The organism is Pseudomonas sp. W3I7 (assembly GCF_030816095.1).
Classification (GTDB): Bacteria; Pseudomonadota; Gammaproteobacteria; order Pseudomonadales; family Pseudomonadaceae; genus Aquipseudomonas; species Aquipseudomonas salomonii.
In genome coordinates this window covers 4,387,023-4,406,578 of the sequence record NZ_JAUSXP010000001.1, presented here as the reverse complement: position 1 = coordinate 4,406,578, position 19,556 = coordinate 4,387,023, and the positions used below count along the sequence as shown (strand labels likewise).

Below are 19,556 nucleotides of genomic sequence, written 5' to 3'. Positions count from 1 at the left end.
CATTGTTCAAGGGCGTATGGCTTTATAGTCGCTGGCTGTTTGTCCAATCACCTTTGCAGGTATTCCGACAACGATTGAATTATCAGGCACGTCTTTCAATACGACCGCTGAAGCGCCAATTTGACAGTTGTTTCCGATGACGATGTCGCCAATGATCTTTGCCCCGGCCCCTATGTAGCAGTTGTCACCGATGACGGGGCAGCGATTGATCTCGCTGGTGACATAACCCTCAGCGGCGCCGATGGTGATGCCTTGGCCCAGTACACAGCCGTCGCCAACCTTGGCATTCGCGTGCAGTACGACGCCGATCGCGCCATAGGCGAATATCGTGCCCTTTCCGATCGTCGCGGTGATTGGAATGTAAGAGTTGAACAGTAGGAAAATCACATTTCGAACAAGGCCTGGTAATAACGGCACTCGATGCCGGTGCAGCCAGTTTCCAACTCGATAAAGTTTTACTGCGTTCACGGTTAAAACCTCAGCGTGCGAAGATCGGCGGGTCGAAGCTGGAGTGCTCCCACTGCGATGATCATGAGCGAGCACATATACAGCACGGCCCAGACCAAGCTCATGTGTGTCAATAAGATAGTCAGGGGTGAAAGTAACGCGACCCAAAAAACCACCGGCAAGCGAATGCCAGGACGGCAGCTTATATGCAGGAACAGCAAATAGGCCGAGAACCCGATAGCGTAGAACAACTGCGCCTGGTTCAAGTCTTTGACAAACACAATCATGCTCGTTATGGCCAGTGGGGCAATGACAAGGTTTGCCACGATGACTTTGCGGTGCAGGCCGGAGGCGACCAGATAGCGCTCTGTCACCACTGCCCAGTACAGCACTGGCAGGCAGGGCAGCATTACCAGATAGTTCGAGTACTGAGGGAACAGCCAAACCGCCGCGTACCCCGACAAGCCCACCAACGCGAAGTAGAAAATAGCGACCGATGTGATGATTCTATAGTGCGCTTGACGTTGCCCGCCCGAGACGAAGGCGACAAAGACTGCCCTGACGTTGATGGGGAACAGGCTGGTAGCGGATTGAATGATCGAGACGATTACCCTGAACAAACCAAGGTCGCGCACGGGCAGGCTCTTGGAAAGAATGAAGGGCAAGATGTTGGTGAACAGGTTGAACACCAGGGTGATGGATATCATTCTGGGTAATAACAACAGCACACCTTGGCAGGTCTGCAACAGCTGTTTGCCGACGGGCAGTTTCGCACCTTTGAAAAACAGCACCGCTACGGCAAATACGCACGGAATCAAGTTGGTCAGAATCAGTATGTCGACGATAGTCAGCGGCACTATCTGTTGGTAGCTGATAAACAGGAGCGTGAAAAACACGCCAAGAAATAGCACCAGGTAGGCCACGATCCAGCGTTGCAGGCGCAGCCCGAACAGCGATAACAGGCATGCCGAGCTCAAGAGCATCACCCCCAGCAGGAGGGGGTTGCCGATGTGGTCAATCAGGTTCACAGCGCTGAACAGTACAAAAATCAGTACGGCCATAAATAATGAAGTCACCAGAATGTACTCGGCCTCCACGGTGGCAATCAGCTGCTCATTGACGATATCCAAGAGTTTTTGAAATAAAAATACCAGCACGTTGGCCTTGATGAATGCGCCGTACGCTTCCAGGCCATAAAGTCCGGGAATCACAAAGTTAACAACCAGGCCACTTATCAGTGTCAGCACCTGGATCAATAGGTTGACCATGCCAGAACCTCTTGAACCTCATCATGACAAATGCAATGGCATGATCATTTAACAAACATGCCCAACGCGGTGCTCGGAAACCGACGCAATACTAACGGCTTGCGTCGATTTCCAGGCGGGATTTATCAGGCTTTATCAAGCCCACACACCGCGTGTGTCGATGACTTTGAGCGAGGACAGGCGTGAGCCCGGGATCTTCTTGAATGCGCTGTGATCGACCAGCAGGACAATCACCTGCGCAGATGACAGCGCCTGATCGATTCCGCTCAGCGTTGCAATACCTTCAAGGCGAGCCGGCAGGTTCGCGATGTTCGGTTCAATCGCCAGCACAGTACCGGGATGGGACTGGGCAATGTGCGCGGTGATCTCCACCGATGGACTCTCACGCAAGTCGTCGATGTCCGGCTTGAAGGCCAGCCCGAGGCAGGCAACCGTGACGTCCTTGGCCGTTTTCGACGGGTGTTCCTGCAGGAATTGACCGATGGCCTGTTGAACCTGCTCCAATACCCACTTTGGCTTGCTGTCATTGACTTCCCTTGCGGTGCGGATCAGGCGCGCCCGGGCGGGTGTTTTGCTGACAATGAACCAGGGGTCGACAGCGATGCAGTGGCCGCCCACACCGGGGCCAGGTTGCAGGATGTTAACGCGAGGGTGGTGATTCGCAAGGCGGATCAGCTCCCATACATTGATGTTGAGTTCGTCGCAGATCATCGACAGTTCATTGGCAAACGCGATATTCACGTCGCGAAAGCTGTTTTCTGTGAGTTTGCACATTTCGGCAGTGCGCGCGTCGGTGATGATGCATTCACCCTCAACGAATGTTTTATACAGCGACCGCGCAGCCTCTGAACATTTGCTGGTAAGCCCGCCGATGATGCGATCGTTTTCAATCAGCTCGCGCAGTACATGACCCGGCAGCACGCGCTCCGGGCAATGCGCTATGCGGATGTCCGACTCTTCGCCATGGGTTTGCGGGAAGGTCAGGTCCGGACGGGCTTGGGCCAGCCATGCAGATATTTGCTCGGTAGCGCCGACTGGAGAGGTAGATTCCAGCACGACCAAATCGCCTTTTTTCAGGACGGGGGCAATGGCTCGGCTGGCTGACTCGATGTAGGAAAGATCGGGTTCGTGATCGCCCTTGAAGGGGGTCGGGACGGCAATCAGGAAGGCGTCGGCCGGTTCTGCGGTTACAGTTGCTCGCAAATAGCCTTCGGTGACTGCGGCCCGCACGACGGTGTCCAGATCCGGTTCGATAATATGGATTTCGCCGCGGTTGATGGTTGCCACTGTGTTCGGGTTAACGTCGACGCCGATGACTTTTTTCTTGCGTGCAGCGAAAACGGCTGCCGTTGGAAGCCCTATATAGCCGAGGCCGACTACAGAAACAGTTTCAAAGCTCATGAATTGGCCTTTTTAATTCGTGAAAGTGCATCGAGAATTCGTGCGGATGCTTTTCCGTCACCATAGGGGTTATGAGCGAAGCTCATCTGGCCATAGGCTTCAACATCAGTCAGCAGGACTCTCAAGTTAGAGGTAATGGCCTCAATTTCGGTGCCGACAAGTTTTACGGTGCCCGCGTCGACCGCCTCGGGACGCTCAGTGGTGTCACGCATCACCAGCACAGGTTTGCCTAAAGAGGGGGCTTCTTCCTGAATGCCACCTGAATCACTCAAAATCAGATAAGACCGATCCATCAAATACACAAAGGGCAGATAATCCAGGGGTTCGATCAGATGAATATTCTGGATGTCGCTGAGCAATCGATTGACTGGCTCGCGTACATTCGGATTCAGGTGAACGGGGTACACAATCTCGACATCGGGGAACTCCCTGGCGATAGTGATCAAGGCCTGGCAGATATTCTCAAAGCCCCCGCCGAAACTCTCGCGGCGATGACCCGTGACCAGGATTACTCGCTGGCAATCAACCAGGAATGAGAACTGCTGGTGAAATTGCTGCTGCAGGGCCGGACGGGTTTTGATTCGCCCCACCACATCCAGCAATGCGTCAATGACAGTGTTGCCGGTCACATGGACGCTTTGACTTGCGACCCCCTCTCTCAGCAAGTTCTGCCTGGACGTTTCAGTCGGCGCGAAGTGCAATGCCGCAAGAGCGCCAGTCAATTTGCGGTTTGCCTCTTCAGGCCACGGAGAATAGAGATTTCCGGTGCGCAGGCCGGCTTCGACGTGAGCCACGGGAATTTGGTGATAGTACGCGGCCAATGTAGTGGCGAACGTTGTCGCTGTGTCGCCATGGACCAGGACAATATCCGGTTTGAATGTTGCGAAGACAGTTTTCATTCCCTGCAAGATGGCACTCGTGACGTCGGTCAGATCCTGCCCGGACTTCATGATGTTCAAATCGAAATCAGGCTTGATTTCAAAGAGATTGAGCACTTGGTCGAGCATTTCTCGGTGCTGTCCAGTCACACAGACCTTGGCATTGAAGCGCTCATCGGCTGCAAGGCTCAACGCCAATGGAGCCATTTTGATTGCTTCAGGTCGTGTGCCGAATACACACAGGGTTCTTAAAGTCATTGCAACACCGCTACTTAAAGTAAAAATCAATGCACGCTTACGTCATAATCCGCGGATTAGGGTGCCGTCAGTTGTGATACGTTTTTGCACACGCTATGCCAGGGCACAGGGCCGCGGGACAGCACAATCAGATAGTGGAAACATGACATCTGATAGTCGTGCATGCGTTGTTTTCTGGAATTCCACTCGCAGGCAGTTGCATGCCCGTGTGTTGAGGTTCGTGCGAATTCCAAGCCATTTGCCTGGGGCTAGTGACGATTCTTGGGCGGCCTCCTTTCGTCCGGTTTGGCAGTGCGTATGTACACCTGCGATGATCACTCAGCAAGTAGTGCGCATACTCTAAAGTGTTCCTGTCATTCGGCTCCAAGGCACAATTTGCTCGCGTTGGGGCTGTTTGGTTTCGTTAAAACATGATGGCTGATTAGCATTTTTATCATTAAGGTCAACCATCAAGTGCTGTTGATTCGGTTATTTTTGTCGCGGCGGACTCTTACGGACTTTTCCTACAATGCTTTCCGCTGTAATGGCACAGCTGAACGCATTGCGGAGTATAGCCTCTTTAGGCGTTTTTTTTCCAAGACTGGAATGGAACAGCTGTTCGACTTGGCTCTCCAAGGGCCTTAGCCAGACGTTCTAGAGGACGGGACTTAGAATCCAGCTATGCCTTTAGTGAACATAGACAGTGATATCAGCCTATCTTGCATTGTTTTAAAGGTGACCATTTTTGTTACATTTTGCTATACGGGACTGTTGCTGTGCTAGCTAATGATATGACTGCAACTCAACGTCTCGGGCCAAGCCTAGCAGCTTGTCAGATGTTCGCCATTTTTTGTTCGTGAGCACTCGAACCCCGCGGTTTCGCGGGGGGCAACGCACACCCGGCTTGGTTTTTTTTGGACTGACAAAGGATTTCAAAGGATTTCCCACACAACAAGGGTATCATCCGATCTATGGTGTTTACTGTAGGTGTCGGGTAACACCGTGGTATTTTCAGTACAGAATAGGGGTTATTAACCCAGGGAAAGGTCGTAAAAGGAGTGCGATTTTTCTGAAGGGAGATTTTGATGCGGTTGCCGTGCTTGTACGATTTTTGTTCAGTGCTGGTTATTCATTATGGATCGCTATTTTCGTCTATTCGCGGGCACGGTGTTGAGTCTAGGAGCGTGAAAAAGTGTTGGAGAAGGGCATGGATAAGATGAGAGTTTTTTTATTAAATCTCCCGCGCCGCCACAAGCGCATTCTTCAGGTGCTTGTCGATATTGTACTGGTGTGGATTTCATTATGGATGGCCTTCGTCGTACGGCTGGGGATTGCCGAGATGGAGCAGCCGATCCAGCGATACTTATGGCTGTTCTTGAGCGCTCCGGTGATCGCCATTCCCCTGTTTGTTCGCTTTGGCATGTACCGCGCCGTCATGCGTTACTTTGGTAACGATGCACTTATTACTATTATCAAAGCGGTAAGCCTTTCTTCACTTATTCTTGGCCTGGCTGTCTATCTTTACAGCAACCATCAATACGTTGTTCCACGCTCGGTTATTTTCAATTATTGGTGGTTGTGCCTGGTGACCGTGGGCGGATTGAGACTGGCGATGCGCCAGTACTTCATGGGCGATTGGTTCTCTGCAGCGCAGCATGTTCCCTTTACCAATCGTGATGATGGATTAACGAAAGTTGCCATTTACGGAGCCGGCTCGGCGGGTAATCAATTGGTCGCTGCGTTGCGCATGGGGCGTGTCATGCGCCCGGTTGCCTTTATCGATGACGATGGGAGTATCGCAGGTCGTGTCATCTCCGGGCTGCAGGTGTTCAAGCCCAAGCATATTCAGCAGATGATCGACACAACGGGCGCTCAGCAGATATTGCTTGCAGTGCCTTCTGCGGGCCGCGGGCGCAGGCGTGAGATTCTCTCTAACCTTGAGCGTTTTCCGCTGCATGTGCGCAGCGTGCCTGATTTTATGGACCTGGCCAGTGGTCGCGTCAAGGTCGACGATATTCAAGAAGTCGATATTGCCGACTTGCTGGGGCGTGATGCAGTGCCAGCCCAGGACGACCTGCTTGCACGTTGTATCGTTGGCCAGTCAGTCCTGGTCACTGGAGCAGGGGGATCGATTGGGTCTGAGCTATGCCGGCAGATTTTGACGCAGAAACCCAAGACCTTACTTTTGTTCGAACACAGCGAATTCAACCTCTACAGTATCCTGTCCGAACTTGAGCACCGCGTTGCGCATGAGTCGATGCCCATTAAGTTATTGCCTATCCTGGGGTCGGTACGCGACGAGAATAAACTACTGGATGTCATGAAAAGCTGGCACGTCGACACGGTTTATCATGCGGCTGCGTACAAGCATGTGCCGATTGTCGAGCACAACATCGCCGAAGGTGTCTTGAATAACATCATCGGTACTTTGAATACCGCCCAGGCAGCCTTGAAGGCCGGTGTGGTGAACTTTGTGCTGATTTCCACCGACAAGGCTGTGCGGCCTACCAATGTGATGGGGAGTACCAAGCGCCTTGCAGAGTTAGCCCTGCAAGCCCTGAGCGTTGAAAAAGCTCCGGTGATGTTTGGCGACAAGTCTGGCGTGGCGCGCGTCAACAAAACGCGCTTCACGATGGTCAGGTTCGGCAATGTTCTGGGTTCTTCCGGCTCAGTGATTCCGCTGTTTCACCGGCAGATCAAGGCAGGCGGCCCATTGACCGTCACACACCCAAAAATTACGCGTTATTTCATGACCATCCCCGAAGCGGCCCAACTGGTGATCCAGGCCGGTTCCATGGGGCAGGGCGGGGACGTGTTCGTTCTGGACATGGGTGAACCCGTAAAAATTGTAGAGCTTGCGGAAAAGATGATTCATTTATTTGGGCTGAGCGTGCGCACGGATAAAAACCCTCACGGGGATATCGCGATCGAGTTCACCGGATTGCGCCCAGGCGAAAAGCTTTACGAGGAGTTACTGATCGGCAACAACGTCGTCGCTACCCAGCACCCGATGATTATGAGCGCCAACGAGGACCACCTGGCGTGGGACGTACTCAAAAGCAGACTGAGCGAATTGCTTGGCGCGGTGAGTGAGGACGACTACACCCGTGTGCGTCAGATCCTGCGCGAAACAGTCAGTGGCTACTCGCCCGACGGCGAAATCGTCGATTGGATCTACCAGCAGCGCCGTTTGGAGCCGTGAGTTAACACCCTGTTACTCACTGGTTTTTGACTCTCTCGCCACATCGCCTAAGTTAGAAAAGCAGCTTTTGGAAAGCTGCTTTTCTTCTTCCGATGTCATGGAGTGTCACCAATGCAAAACGCCTATATCTCTTCCCTGATCTTTGCCGTCCTCACCAGCCTCTCCGTAGCAACCACCGCAGCCCCTTCCATCAAAGCCGAAGCCCCAGCGCCTATCACGGCCCAGATGGCCAACGTCGAGCAATCCACCAAGGTCAATCTCAACACCGCCGACGCTGAAGTCCTGCGCCGTGACCTGTTCGGGATTGGCGCCGCCAAGGCCAAGGCGATCATCGCCTATCGCGACAGCAACGGGCCTTTCACGGCGGTCGACGAGTTGCTGGAAGTCAAAGGCATCGGCAAGGCGTTGCTGGAGAAAAACCGCGACAGGCTGGCAATCAACTAAGGGTGTGAACCCTGGGCAAAAGGCCGGTCACTGACCGGCCTTCTGTTTGTCCGAGACCTGTTCTTTCAAACACCCGCTTACCACTTCCATGATGCGGGCTGCCAGTTCCTGGCTTTCGACGCTTCTGGCCAACACCAGGGCGCCCACCAGCGTCGACATCAGTACCAGGCTCTCGTGGTCACCCTTCGGGTGTTCCAATGCCGAGTCGATCTGGGTCAGCCTGGCTTCAAGTACCGCATCCGTTACCGGGCTATGCTGCCCTCGTAGGCCCAACTCCGACGACATCGTGGGCAGCGGGCAGCCTTCACCCGGCGAGGTCTGGTGCCATGGCGACAGGTAGCTGTCGATAAACGCATCCAGTGGCCGTTCCTGGCTGAACAACGTTGCGCAATGGGCATCGAGTTCCGCAGCGGCGGCCAACAGGGCCTTGTCCACCAGTTCATCCTTGGATTTGAAATGCGCATAGAACCCGCCGTGGGTCAGGTTCAACGCTTTCATCAAGGGCTGCAGGCCGGTGGCGCCAATACCGTCGCGGCGAAACCGTACGGAGGCTTCCTTGATGATGCGCTGGTGAGTCTGGGCTTTGTGATCTGTTGAATAACGCATAGGGCGGCCTCTGGAACGAATGCGCATTTTAGCGAAGTTAAATCCTTTTTACCCATAGCGACAGCCTTGAGCGGGCCTGGCATGAAAAGTGATTACATCTGGCTCAGGCATTGTTCAACAATCGAGGCGCGGCGATGACGCTCAGTTTGTCTTTAGCCGATCAGATTGCCCTTGAGCTGCGCGCCGACATCATGGGTGGGCGGCTGTTACCGGGGATGGCGCTGGTCGAAGTGGAACTGGTCAAACGCTATAACGCCTCGCGCAATACCATTCGCGAAGCGTTACACCGTTTGGGGCAGGAGGGGCTCACCCGCTATGTGCGCAATAAAGGCGTGATGGTCCGGCGGGTGGCACGCGATGAAGTGCGTGACCTGTTCGTGGTACGCCGTACCCTTGAACTGCAGGCCATCGCCCAGAGCGGCACGCTGGCGGGGGACCACGACGTGCGCATGCAACACGCCATCGAAGCCACCACGCTGGCGCGCGAGCGTGAAGATTGGCGCGCCGTGGCCACTCACAGCCTGGTGTTCCACCAGCACATTGTCGGGTTGATGCGCAGCCCATTATTCGACGAGTTCTTCGCCCAAGTGATCGCTCAATTGCGCCTGGTGTTTTGCGCGGCGCCCGATGAACAACGCTTTCAGTCACCCTGGCTGGAGCGTGATCGTGAGATCTACACCTTGCTGGCAAACGGCAATAAATCAGCTGCGCAGGAGGCGATGAGCCTTTACCTGCACGATTCCGAACGCCTGTCCCTGGCGCTGTTTGATTACCCTTGATGGAGGATTTCACCCATGTACAAAGACTATCCGGCCGCCTATCAGGTCAGCAAAGGCTCGGCGCTGCAAGTGGACACGGCCTTCTACGCGCGTATTCGCGACCAGGCGGATAAACGCACATTGATCGAGCAGTTCGAAGTGCCGATTCGCACGGGCAGGGCGTGGAAAGTACCGGCTGGGCATGTGTTTCGCGTGACGACGCCGGTAGGCCCACAGGTCGGCGATTTCAACGTGTGGAACGCCAATGACCCACGCGAACGCCTGTGGGCGGCACGCACGCGGCAGTTGCAGGGCGCCCATGTCAGCACCCATGACCGGTTGTGGTCGAACCTGCCGTTCCTGCGCCCCCTGGTGACCATCACCGATGACAGCCTGGCGAGTTATGGCATCGATGAACACGGCGGGCGCCTGCACGATTTGCTCGGCACCCGCTGTGACCCGTACGTGAACCGCATGCTCACCGGCGAAGACTTCCACCACCACTGCCATTCCAACTTGACCCGCGCCGTGCTGCCCCATGGCCTGACTGAATTTGATGTGCACGACGTGTTGAATATTTTCCAGTGCACCGGCCTTAATCATGACGACATGTACTTCATGAAAGCCTGCCCGGCGCAGAAGGGCGATTACCTGGAGTTTTTTGCCGAGATTGATTTGCTCTGCGCCTTGTCGACGTGCCCGGGAGGGGATCTGTCGCTACCGATGTGGGGGCCGGACGCACAAGACCCCTTGACCGTGTGCCGCCCGCTGGGCGTAGAGATCTATCGTTTGGAGGAGGCGTTGCTCAACGGCTGGAGCCAGCCTGAGCGTGCTGCCTACAAGGGGCAGCACGGCTTGCATATTGCCAAGGCAGACTGGGAATAACGGGCGGGAGTAACCCGCCTCAGCGGTCCTGCGCATCCTTGGCATCTGCCTGGGCGTTGCGCTCGACCACGCGTTTGCGTTGTTCGTCGGTGAGTTCCACCTTGTTGGCGCTGTCACGCAGCATCAGCAGCCCACCGACGATCGACCCGATCGCTACCACTAAAATCAACCACGCATACCACGGCATAAGGCTCTCCTTGAGGCGGACCAGCGTCGGAGAATGTTCCCACGCTAATAACGGCTTTGAGTAACAGGCTTTCTGAGTAGTTCATTGTAGGCCTGTTCCGACTCGTTAACCTTAGCGCCCGGTCAACATCGCGTCAGCCGGTGCATCGGCACGGTCTTGGGCGGTCAGCTGGAAGTAGATGAACCCCGCCAGCATAAAGCCCAGGAATATCAGGCCGATCAGCGCATTGAACCAGGCCATGGCCACCAGGCACACCAGCGCCAATACCAGCGCGATAGCGGGCACGATCGGGTAACCCGGCGCGCGGAATGTGCGCTCCAGCAGCGGTTCGGTCTTACGCAGCTTGAACAGGCTGAGCATGCTCATGATGTACATCACGATGGCGCCGAACACCGCCATGGTGATCATCGCTGCGGTCAGCGTCATGCCACCCAGGTTGATCAGGCCATCGCTGTAGATCGCGGCGATGCCGACCACACCGCCGGCGATGATTGCCCGGTGCGGTGTTTGAAAACGCGAGAGTTTGGCCAGGAATGGCGGCAAGTAACCGGCACGGGCCAGGGCAAAGAACTGACGCGAATAGCCAAGGATGATGCCGTGAAAGCTCGCTACCAGGCCAAACAGACCGATCCACACCAGCATGTGCAGCCAGCCGGAGCCGGTGCCCACCACGCTTTTCATCGCCTGCGGCAACGGGTCGTTGATGTTCGACAGGGTGCGCCAGTCGCCCACGCCACCGGCAAAGAACATCACGCCCATGGCCAGGATCACCAAGGTCAGGATGCCGCTGATATAGGCTTTTGGAATGGTGCGCTTGGGGTCTTTCGCCTCTTCAGCCGCCATGGCTGCGCCTTCGATGGCGAGGAAGAACCAGATGGCGAAAGGAATGGCCGCAAACATCCCGGCAATCGCCGGCGCGCCGAAGGAGTCGGAACCCGCCCAGCCGTTCAGGGCGAAGTTGCTGAAGCTGAACGCCGGCGCGACCACGCCCATAAATACCAGCAATTCAGCGACGGCGAGCACGCACACCACCAGTTCAAAGGTCGCGGCGAGCTTCACCCCGAGGATATTCAGGCCCATGAACACGATGTAGGCCCCCACGGCCGCGTGTTTCGGGTCGAGCGCCGGGAATTGCACGTTCAGGTAAGCGCCGATGGCCAAGGCAATCGCGGGCGGTGCGAAGACAAATTCGATCAATGTCGCCAGGCCCGCGATCAAACCGCCTTTTTCGCCAAAGGCGCGACGGCTGTAGGCAAACGGCCCGCCTGCGTGAGGAATCGCAGTGGTCAGTTCGGTAAAACTGAATATAAAGCAGGTGTACATGGCGGCGACCATCAACGAGGTCACCAGAAAACCCAGCGTACCGGCCACGCCCCAGCCATAGCTCCAGCCGAAGTACTCGCCGGAAATCACCAGCCCGACGGCAATGCCCCATAAATGCAGGGTGCCCAAGGTGGGTTTGAGTTGTGTGTTCATCGTGTGGCGCTCCCTGAACGGTTTGGAATGATTACTGGGTGTTGCAGCGGCCATGCCATCGCCGGAACTCATGTCGTAAAGGCGCCGAACTGTCGCCACGGGGACGGTTTGGCGTTTGAATTTTTTACTGCGTTGCACCAGATGGGGGCGGTAGTGGCCGCACCGACGCCATCGCGGGCAAGCCCGGCTCCCACAGTGACCGAGGTGGCTTGGTGGGCAGCGATCAAAGGTGGGAGCCGGGCTTGCCCGCGATGAGGCCCGCCAAGACGCTGAAAATCCCCCTGTAAACCCCGCATAAACCCACTCTTTACGCCGTCTTTACGCCCCGCCCATACCCTCGCTCTCGTTCCTTTACGCCACTCCTGCCGACAATTGCCCCACACGCGGCAATCGCCGCAAAACGGAGAGACTTCCATGAGCGTTCTGGACGGGGTGTCACTGCTATTGGCCGTGGCGCTGTTCATTTATCTGCTGGTTGCGCTGTTACGCGCGGATCGGAACTAGGGGCAGGCTATGCACAGTTATGACTATTGGCTGATCATCGCCTTCTTTGCCGTGGTGCTGGTGCCGGCACCGTTCCTGGGGCGGTTCTACTACAAGGTGATGGAAGGTCAGCGCACCTGGCTCTCGCCGGTGCTCGGCCCGGTCGAGCGCGCCTGTTATCGCCTGTCCGGCGTGGACGAGCACCAGGAACAGAGCTGGCAGAAGTACACGCTGGCGCTGCTGGCGTTCAACCTGGCCGGTTTCGTGTTGCTGTTCGCCGTGCTGTTGTTCCAGGAATATCTGCCACTCAACCCGCAGAAATTGCCGGGTCAGGAATGGACGCTGGCCTTCAACACCGCGGTCAGTTTCATGACCAACACCAACTGGCAGAACTACAGCGGTGAAGCCTCCCTGAGCTACCTCAGCCAGATGATCGGCCTCACCGTGCAGAACTTCGTCAGCGCCGCTACCGGCCTGGCTGTGCTGGTCGCGCTGTGCCGTGGTATCGGGCGCAAGTCCACCAAGACCCTGGGCAACTTCTGGGTCGACATGACCCGCGCCACCCTCTACGGCCTGCTGCCGTTGTGCCTGGTGTTCGCGTTGTTCCTGGTGTGGCAGGGCGTGCCGCAAACCTTCGCGCACTATGTGAATGCCGTGACGATGCAGGGCGTGGACCAAGTGATCCCACTCGGCCCGGCCGCCAGCCAGATTGCGATCAAGCAACTGGGCACCAATGGCGGCGGCTTCTTTGGCGTCAACTCGGCGCACCCGTTTGAAGACCCGACCGCCTGGGCCAACCTGTTCGAGGTGTCGGCAATCATCCTGATTCCGGTGGCGTTGGTGTTCACCTTCGGCCACTACGTGAAGGACCTGCGTCAGAGCCGTGCGATTCTCGGCTGCATGCTGGCGCTGTTCCTGATCGGCGGCGCGACGTCGTTGTGGGCCGAATACCAGCCCAACCCGACGCTGAATAATCCTGCGGTTGAACAAACCGCACCGCTGGAAGGCAAGGAAGCGCGCTTCGGCACCACCGGCACGGTGTTGTGGTCGGTGGCCACCACAGCGGCGTCCAACGGTTCGGTCAATGGCATGCAAGACAGCCTCAACCCGCTGACCGGGATGGTCTCGCTGGTCAACATGATGGTCGGCGAAGTGATCTTCGGCGGCGTCGGCGCCGGTATGTACGGCATGTTGCTCAACGTGTTGATCGCGGTGTTCCTCGCCGGCCTGATGATCGGCCGTACCCCGGAATACCTGGGCAAGAAGCTGCAGGCCAAGGAAGTGCAATTGCTGGTGGTGACCTTGCTGGTGATGCCGCTTGGCACCCTGGTGCTGGGCGCCATCGCTGCCAGCCTGCCTGGCCCGGCAGGTGCCATCAGTAACCCTGGCCCGCACGGTTTCAGCCAGTTGCTGTACGCCTACACCTCGGCCAGCGCCAACAACGGCTCGGCGTTCGGCGGCTTCAGCGCCAATACCGCGTTCCACAACCTGATGTTGAGCCTGTCGATGCTGCTCGGCCGCTTCGGTTACATCCTCCCGGTACTGGCCCTGGCCGGCAGCCTGGCGATGAAGAAAACCGCACCGATTGGCCAGAATAGCTTCCCCACCCATGGCCCGCTGTTCGTGACCCTGTTGACCGTGACCATTTTGCTGGTGGGCGGCCTGACTTTCCTGCCGACGCTGGCACTGGGCCCAATCGCTGAACACCTGAGCATGGCTGCTCCTAAATAAAGAGCTAGAGGGGATATGAAAATGAATATGCCTGCAAAAAATGCGGCCCCTGTGACTACTCAGGAACCGGCCAAAACCGCCATCTCCGCTCTTTGGCGTCCGGCGCTGGTCCAGGCGTTCGTCAAGCTGGACCCACGCCAGCTGCAACGCTCGCCAGTGATGCTGGTGGTCGAGTTGACCGCCATCCTCACCACCGTGTTGTGCTTGGTGCCGGACACTGCGGTACCGACCTTTGTGGCCGTGCAAATCGCCGTGTGGCTGTGGTTCACCGTGCTGTTCGCCAATTTCGCCGAAGCCTTGGCTGAAGGTCGCGGCAAGGCCCGCGCCGACAGCCTCAAAGCCGGCAGCGAAGGCCTCAGTGCACGCCGCAAAGAAGCCGACGGCAGCTTCAAAGTCGTGCCCGCCACCAGCCTGCGCAAAGGTGACGTGGTGCGCGTCGCCGCCGGGGAAATGATCCCCGGTGACGGCGAGGTCATCGAAGGTATTGCGGCGGTCAACGAGGCGGCGATCACCGGCGAATCCGCGCCGGTCATCCGTGAATCCGGCGGCGACCGCTCGGCCGTCACCGGCAACACGCGGCTGGTGTCGGACTGGTTACTGGTGCGCATCACCGTCAACCCCGGTGAGTCCACCCTGGACCGCATGATCGCATTGGTGGAAGGCGCCAAACGCCAGAAGACCCCCAACGAAGTGGCGCTGGATATCCTGCTGATCGGCCTTACGCTGATCTTCCTGCTGGTGGTGGTCACCCTGCAGCCGTTCGCCCACTTCGCCAATGGCAGCTTGCCACTGGTGTTCCTGGTCGCGCTGCTGGTGACGTTGATCCCGACCACCATCGGCGGCCTGTTGTCGGCCATCGGTATCGCCGGTATGGATCGCCTGGTACGCCTCAACGTCATCGCCAAATCCGGGCGTGCCGTGGAAGCGGCGGGTGACGTGCATGTGCTGCTGCTGGACAAGACCGGCACCATCACCTTCGGCAACCGTCGCTGTGCCGCCGTGATCGCAGCACCCGGCGTCAGCGCTCGCGACCTGGCTGAAGGCGCGCTGCTGGCGTCCCTGGCGGACGACACGGCGGAAGGCAAATCCATCGTCGAATACCTGCGCACTCTGCACCCTCAGGCCGAGCCAACCCTGGATGAGCTGACCTCCGTGCCGTTCAGTGCCGAAACGCGCTTGTCGGGTGTCGACTACCAGGGGCGTGTGTTCCGCAAAGGCGCGGTCGATTCCCTGCTGGCGTTTATCGGCCAGCAACGCCGTGACCTGCAACCGGCACTCTCGCGGGAAATCGACAAGATCGCCCAAAGTGGCGGCACGCCATTGCTGGTATGCGCCGACGGCAAACTGCTCGGCGCGATCCACCTCAAGGACGTGGTCAAGCCGGGCATCCGTGAACGTTTTGCCGAGCTGCGCAAGCTGGGGATTCGCACCGTGATGGTCACCGGCGACAACCCGCTGACCGCCGCCGCGATTGCCGCAGAAGCCGGTGTGGACGACGTGCTGGCCGAAGCCACGCCAGAGAAAAAACTCGCACGCATCCGCCACGAGCAGAACGACGGTCGCCTGGTTGCCATGTGCGGCGACGGCGCCAACGACGCCCCGGCGCTGGCCCAGGCCGACGTCGGCATGGCGATGAACGACGGCACCCAGGCTGCTCGTGAAGCGGCGAACATGGTCGACCTCGACAGCGACCCGACCAAGCTGCTGGACGTGGTGCAGATCGGCAAGGAACTGCTGGTGACACGCGGCGCGTTGACGACCTTTTCCATCGCCAACGACGTGGCCAAATACTTCGCGATTTTGCCGGCGCTGTTTGCCTCGATCTACCCGCAACTGGGCGTGCTCAACGTGATGCATTTGCAGAGCCCGCAGAGCGCGATTCTCTCGGCCATCGTCTTCAACGCGCTGATCATTGTGGTGTTGATTCCCCTGGCACTGCGCGGTGTGCGCGTACAGGCGGCGAGTGCGGCGGCGTTGCTGCGCCGCAACCTGCTGATCTACGGGCTGGGCGGGATTCTGGTGCCGTTCGTGGGCATCAAGGCGATCGACATGCTCCTGACCGCGCTGCACCTGGTGTAACTGGATCGCACTTTTTTGTGGCGAGGGAGCTTGCTCCCGCTGGACCGCGTAGCGGTCCCGGATTCTACGGCCGCTACGCAGCCGAACGGGAGCAAGCTCCCTCGCCACAGTGGTTACTCGATTTATTGAGGATTTCAAGATGACTAACATGATCCGCCCGGCCCTGAGCCTGCTGGTCCTCATGACCCTGATCACCGGCGTCGCCTACCCATTGGTCGTCACCGGCGTTGCCCAAGTTGCGTTCCCGGAACAGGCCAACGGCAGCCTGGTGCGTGACGCCGAGGGCAAAGTGCGCGGCTCGAGCCTGATCGCCCAGGATTTTACCGGTGACAGCTGGTTCCACCCACGGCCATCGGCCGGCGCGTTTGCCACGGTCTCCAGCAGCGCCAGCAACCTGGGCCCCAGCAACCCGGCATTGGCCACGCGCATTTTTGACGATGCGAATAAACAGCGGGTGCCAGGCCAGGGGCCGGTGCCTTTGGCCTCCCTGACGACCTCCGGCAGCGGCCTTGATCCACACTTGCCACCGGCGGCAATTGCCTATCAACTGGCGCGAGTGGCGGCGGCGCGAAATGTGCCGGTGTCTACACTGCAGCGCTTGCTCGATGAGCACATCGAAAGCCCGCTGGTGGGGCCGCCGGTGGTGAATGTGCTGGCGCTGAACATGGCGCTGGAAAAACTCTGATCCCCTTGTGGGAGCGGGCTTGCTCGCGAATGCGGTGTAACAGTCAACTAATCTGTTACTGACAGACCGCATTCGCGAGCAAGCCCGCTCCCACATTGGATCTTCAGTGACCTGAATACCTGAAGGAACTCCAAAGCATGAGCGACTCCGGCCGCGCCGATGCCCTGCTAGCCGATCTGCCACGGGACGGCCGTGGCCGGCTCAAAGTCTTCCTCGGCGCCGCGCCCGGTGTGGGCAAGACCTACGCCATGCTCCAGGCCGCCCACACCCAACTGCGCCAGGGTGTGCGCCTGATCGCAGGCGTGGTGGAAACCCACGGCCGCGCCGAGACCGAAGCCTTGCTCAGCGGCCTGCCGCAGCAACCCTTGCTGCGCAGCGAATACCGTGGCGTGATGCTCGAAGAAATGGACCTCGACGGCCTGCTCGCCGCCAAGCCCAAGCTGGTGCTGGTGGATGAGCTGGCCCACAGCAACGCCCCCGGCAGCCGCCATGAAAAACGCTGGCAAGACATCCAGGAACTGCTCGCCGCCGGCATCAACGTGTTCACCACGGTCAACGTCCAGCACCTGGAAAGTTTGAACGATCAGGTGCGCGGCATCACCGGCGTGCACGTGCGTGAAACCCTGCCGGACTGGGTGCTGCAAGAGGCCGACGAACTGTTGCTGATCGACCTGCCGTCCCGCGAACTGCTGGAGCGCCTGCGCGACGGCAAGGTGTATGTGCCGGAACAGGCTCGCGCCGCCATCGACGCATTCTTCACCCAGACCAACCTGATGGCCTTGCGCGAGCTGGCCATGCAAACCGCCGCTGCCCATGTCGATGACGATTTGGCCCAAGGCTACCGCCAGCTCGGCCAGGCTGCCCCGGCGGTGCGCGGGCGTTTGCTGGTGGGTGTGGACGGTGATGCGCAGGCCGAACGCCTGGTGCGTCACGCCAGCCGCGTGGCCCAGCGCCGGCATTTGCCGTGGAGCCTGGTGCATATCGATAATGGCCGCGCACGCGATGAGCAATCGCGCCTGCGCCTGCAAAATGCCCAGCAACTGGCCGAACGGCTGGGCGGCGAAGTGGTGTTGCTGCGCGCCGGTGAAGTGGCCAAGACGCTGATCCAGCATGCCGCCGAGCGCCGCGCCAGCCTGGTACTGGTGGGGCAGTCGCGGATGCGCTGGCGGCGCAGGTTGTTCGGGGGTGGCTTGGCGGCACGCTTGCTGCGCAATGCACGGGGTCTGGAAATCAACGTGCTCGACAGCGACGACATGCCCGCGCCGCCGCGCCTGCCGGATGTACGCGGGCTGGTGTGGTTCGACTATGGCCTGGCGGTGGTGGCGACCATCGTCGCGGCTGCTTTGGCCTGGGCGGTAGCCAGTGTGTTGCCGCTGCCGAATATCTCGTTGGTGTTTCTCGCCGCAGTGCTGCTGGTCGGCGTGCGCAGCAGCCTGGGACCGTCGCTGGTGTGCGCGGCGCTGTCGTTCCTGACGTATGATTTCCTGTTTATCCCGCCGAATTTCTCCTTTTCCATCCAGCGCGAAGAAGACGTGCTGACCCTGTTGTTTTTCTTGCTGATGGCGGCGTTGACCGGCAACCTCGCGGCGCGTCAGCGTCGGCAGTTGCAGGCCTTGCGCGACACCCAGGAAGAAACCAGCGAACTGCTCGACCTGTCGCGCAAGCTCACGGCGGCCACTGATCGCCAGGCGGTGATCAGTGCGGCGGCCCATCATCTGCAAGGCTGGAGTGATCTGGAGCTGTGTCTGCTGAACCGCGACGGCCAGGGCGGCTGGAAAGTTGAAACCGGCGCCGCGCTTAACCTCACCGAAGCCGAACGCGCTGCCGCCGATTGGGCCTGGCAGCATGATCAACCGGCCGGTATGGGCACCGGCACCTTGCCGTTTGGGCGTTGGTGGTGGTGGCCGCTGTCGGGGGAGGAGGGGCCGTTGGGTTTGCTTGGCGTCAGCCCGAAACCCGGCCTGGAATTGAGCGGCCAACGCCGTCGTCTGCTCACCGCATTGAGCCAGCCATTGGCCCAGGCTCTGGCGCGCGCGCAACTGGCGCAGGAGCTGGAATCTGCGCGCCTGCACGGCGAAACCGAACAACTGCGCAGCGCCTTGCTGGCCTCGGTGTCCCACGATTTGCGCACGCCGTTGACCTCGATGCGCGGCAGCATCGACAGCCTGCTGGCGCTCGGCGAAGCCATCCCGCTGGAAGACCGCCGCGAATTGCTGGAAGGCACCCGCGATGAAGCCGAGCGCCTGGACCGCTATATCCAGAACCTGCTGGATATGACACGCCTGGGCCACGGCGCGCTGAAACTGGCGCGCGACTGGGTGTCGCCGGGTGATATTGTCGGCAGCGCCCTGGGCCGTTTGCGCGCAGTGCTGGCGCCGTTGCAGGTACACACCGACGTGCCGGCGCAGCTGCCGCTGCTGTATGTACACGCGGCGTTGATCGAGCAGGCCTTGGTCAATGTGCTGGAAAACGCCGCGCGGTTTTCACCGCCCCACGGCCGTTTGCAGGTGAGTGCCGGCGTGGCGGATGAGCAGCTGTTTTTTGCAGTGGCCGACGAGGGGCCGGGGATCCCCGAGGACGAGCGTGCGAAGATTTTCGATATGTTCTACACCGCCGCCCGTGGTGATCGCGGCGGGCAGGGCACAGGCCTTGGCCTGGCGATCTGCCAGGGCATGGTGGGCGCACACGGCGGGCATATCCGCGTCGAGGATGGTATAGAAGGGCGCGGCACCTGCATCAGCTTGTTCCTGCCGTTACCGACGCAACCTGGCCCGGAGCGCGAGCCTTGA

The 19,556-nt window shown here is 58.8% G+C and carries 16 protein-coding genes; 9 read left to right on the top strand and 7 right to left on the bottom strand.

What is annotated here, in order from left to right:
- Positions 1 to 6 precede the first annotated feature (6 nt).
- From QF043_RS20305 to wecB, 4 genes are all read right to left on the bottom strand, one after another.
- Positions 7 to 468, bottom strand: coding sequence for a serine O-acetyltransferase (locus QF043_RS20305; protein ID WP_307419955.1), 462 nt, complete (start codon positions 466 to 468; stop codon positions 7 to 9).
- A 2-nt stretch (positions 469 to 470) separates the two neighbouring features.
- Entirely contained in the window at positions 471 to 1,715 is a 1,245-nt protein-coding gene (locus tag QF043_RS20300) for a hypothetical protein (RefSeq protein ID WP_307419954.1), read from the bottom strand.
- Between the two features lie 135 nt (positions 1,716 to 1,850).
- Positions 1,851 to 3,116 carry a UDP-N-acetyl-D-mannosamine dehydrogenase gene (gene wecC / locus QF043_RS20295; RefSeq protein WP_307419953.1) on the bottom strand — a complete coding sequence of 422 codons (1,266 nt, stop codon included), beginning with the start codon at positions 3,114 to 3,116 and terminating at the stop codon, positions 1,851 to 1,853.
- Positions 3,113 to 4,252: a non-hydrolyzing UDP-N-acetylglucosamine 2-epimerase gene (gene wecB / locus QF043_RS20290; protein WP_307419952.1), complete on the bottom strand. Its 1,140-nt coding sequence runs from the start codon at positions 4,250 to 4,252 to the stop codon at positions 3,113 to 3,115. The genes wecC and wecB overlap by 4 nt, the downstream gene beginning before the upstream one ends.
- Before the next feature lie 1,186 nt (positions 4,253 to 5,438).
- On the opposite strand from wecB, the gene QF043_RS20285 reads away from it, so the two are divergent.
- Together QF043_RS20285 and QF043_RS20280 are read left to right on the top strand one after the other, a co-directional pair.
- Positions 5,439 to 7,433: a nucleoside-diphosphate sugar epimerase/dehydratase gene (locus QF043_RS20285; RefSeq protein WP_307419951.1), complete on the top strand. Its 1,995-nt coding sequence runs from the start codon at positions 5,439 to 5,441 to the stop codon at positions 7,431 to 7,433.
- A gap of 111 nt (positions 7,434 to 7,544) precedes the next feature.
- On the top strand, positions 7,545 to 7,877 hold the full coding sequence (locus QF043_RS20280; RefSeq protein WP_058422818.1) for a helix-hairpin-helix domain-containing protein: 333 nt from the start codon (positions 7,545 to 7,547) through the stop codon (positions 7,875 to 7,877).
- A gap of 27 nt (positions 7,878 to 7,904) precedes the next feature.
- Here QF043_RS20280 and QF043_RS20275 read toward each other — a convergent pair whose 3' ends face one another.
- On the bottom strand, positions 7,905 to 8,483 hold the full coding sequence (locus QF043_RS20275) for a TetR/AcrR family transcriptional regulator (protein ID WP_305458668.1): 579 nt from the start codon (positions 8,481 to 8,483) through the stop codon (positions 7,905 to 7,907).
- Positions 8,484 to 8,617: 134 nt separating this feature from the next.
- Between QF043_RS20275 and QF043_RS20270 the strand changes: the two genes are divergently transcribed.
- Together QF043_RS20270 and QF043_RS20265 are read left to right on the top strand one after the other, a co-directional pair.
- Entirely contained in the window at positions 8,618 to 9,262 is a 645-nt protein-coding gene (locus tag QF043_RS20270; protein WP_307419950.1) for a GntR family transcriptional regulator, read from the top strand.
- Between the two features lie 15 nt (positions 9,263 to 9,277).
- Positions 9,278 to 10,126, top strand: a complete 849-nt coding sequence (locus QF043_RS20265) for a DUF1989 domain-containing protein (protein WP_099490042.1) — start codon at positions 9,278 to 9,280, stop codon at positions 10,124 to 10,126.
- 19 nt (positions 10,127 to 10,145) lie between these two features.
- Here the strand turns inward: QF043_RS20265 and QF043_RS20260 are convergent, their stop codons facing one another.
- Together QF043_RS20260 and eat are read right to left on the bottom strand one after the other, a co-directional pair.
- Complete coding sequence (locus QF043_RS20260) at positions 10,146 to 10,313, bottom strand: DUF2897 family protein (RefSeq protein ID WP_017136085.1); 168 nt, start codon at positions 10,311 to 10,313, stop codon at positions 10,146 to 10,148.
- 111 nt (positions 10,314 to 10,424) lie between these two features.
- Positions 10,425 to 11,789, bottom strand: a complete 1,365-nt coding sequence (gene eat / locus QF043_RS20255; protein ID WP_307419949.1) for an ethanolamine permease — start codon at positions 11,787 to 11,789, stop codon at positions 10,425 to 10,427.
- 414 nt (positions 11,790 to 12,203) lie between these two features.
- Between eat and kdpF the strand changes: the two genes are divergently transcribed.
- The 5 genes from kdpF to QF043_RS20230 all read left to right on the top strand — a co-directional run bounded on the left by kdpF (position 12,204) and on the right by QF043_RS20230 (position 19,556).
- A complete protein-coding gene (gene kdpF, locus QF043_RS20250) occupies positions 12,204 to 12,293 on the top strand; it encodes a K(+)-transporting ATPase subunit F (protein ID WP_003218754.1) in 90 nt (29 codons plus the stop codon).
- 9 nt (positions 12,294 to 12,302) lie between these two features.
- Positions 12,303 to 14,003, top strand: a complete 1,701-nt coding sequence (gene kdpA / locus QF043_RS20245) for a potassium-transporting ATPase subunit KdpA (protein ID WP_307419948.1) — start codon at positions 12,303 to 12,305, stop codon at positions 14,001 to 14,003.
- Between the two features lie 21 nt (positions 14,004 to 14,024).
- Positions 14,025 to 16,082, top strand: coding sequence for a potassium-transporting ATPase subunit KdpB (gene kdpB / locus QF043_RS20240; RefSeq protein WP_373460716.1), 2,058 nt, complete (start codon positions 14,025 to 14,027; stop codon positions 16,080 to 16,082).
- A gap of 139 nt (positions 16,083 to 16,221) precedes the next feature.
- Positions 16,222 to 16,767 carry a potassium-transporting ATPase subunit KdpC gene (gene kdpC, locus QF043_RS20235; RefSeq protein WP_307419946.1) on the top strand — a complete coding sequence of 182 codons (546 nt, stop codon included), beginning with the start codon at positions 16,222 to 16,224 and terminating at the stop codon, positions 16,765 to 16,767.
- A gap of 137 nt (positions 16,768 to 16,904) precedes the next feature.
- Entirely contained in the window at positions 16,905 to 19,556 is a 2,652-nt protein-coding gene (locus tag QF043_RS20230) for a sensor histidine kinase KdpD (protein ID WP_307419944.1), read from the top strand.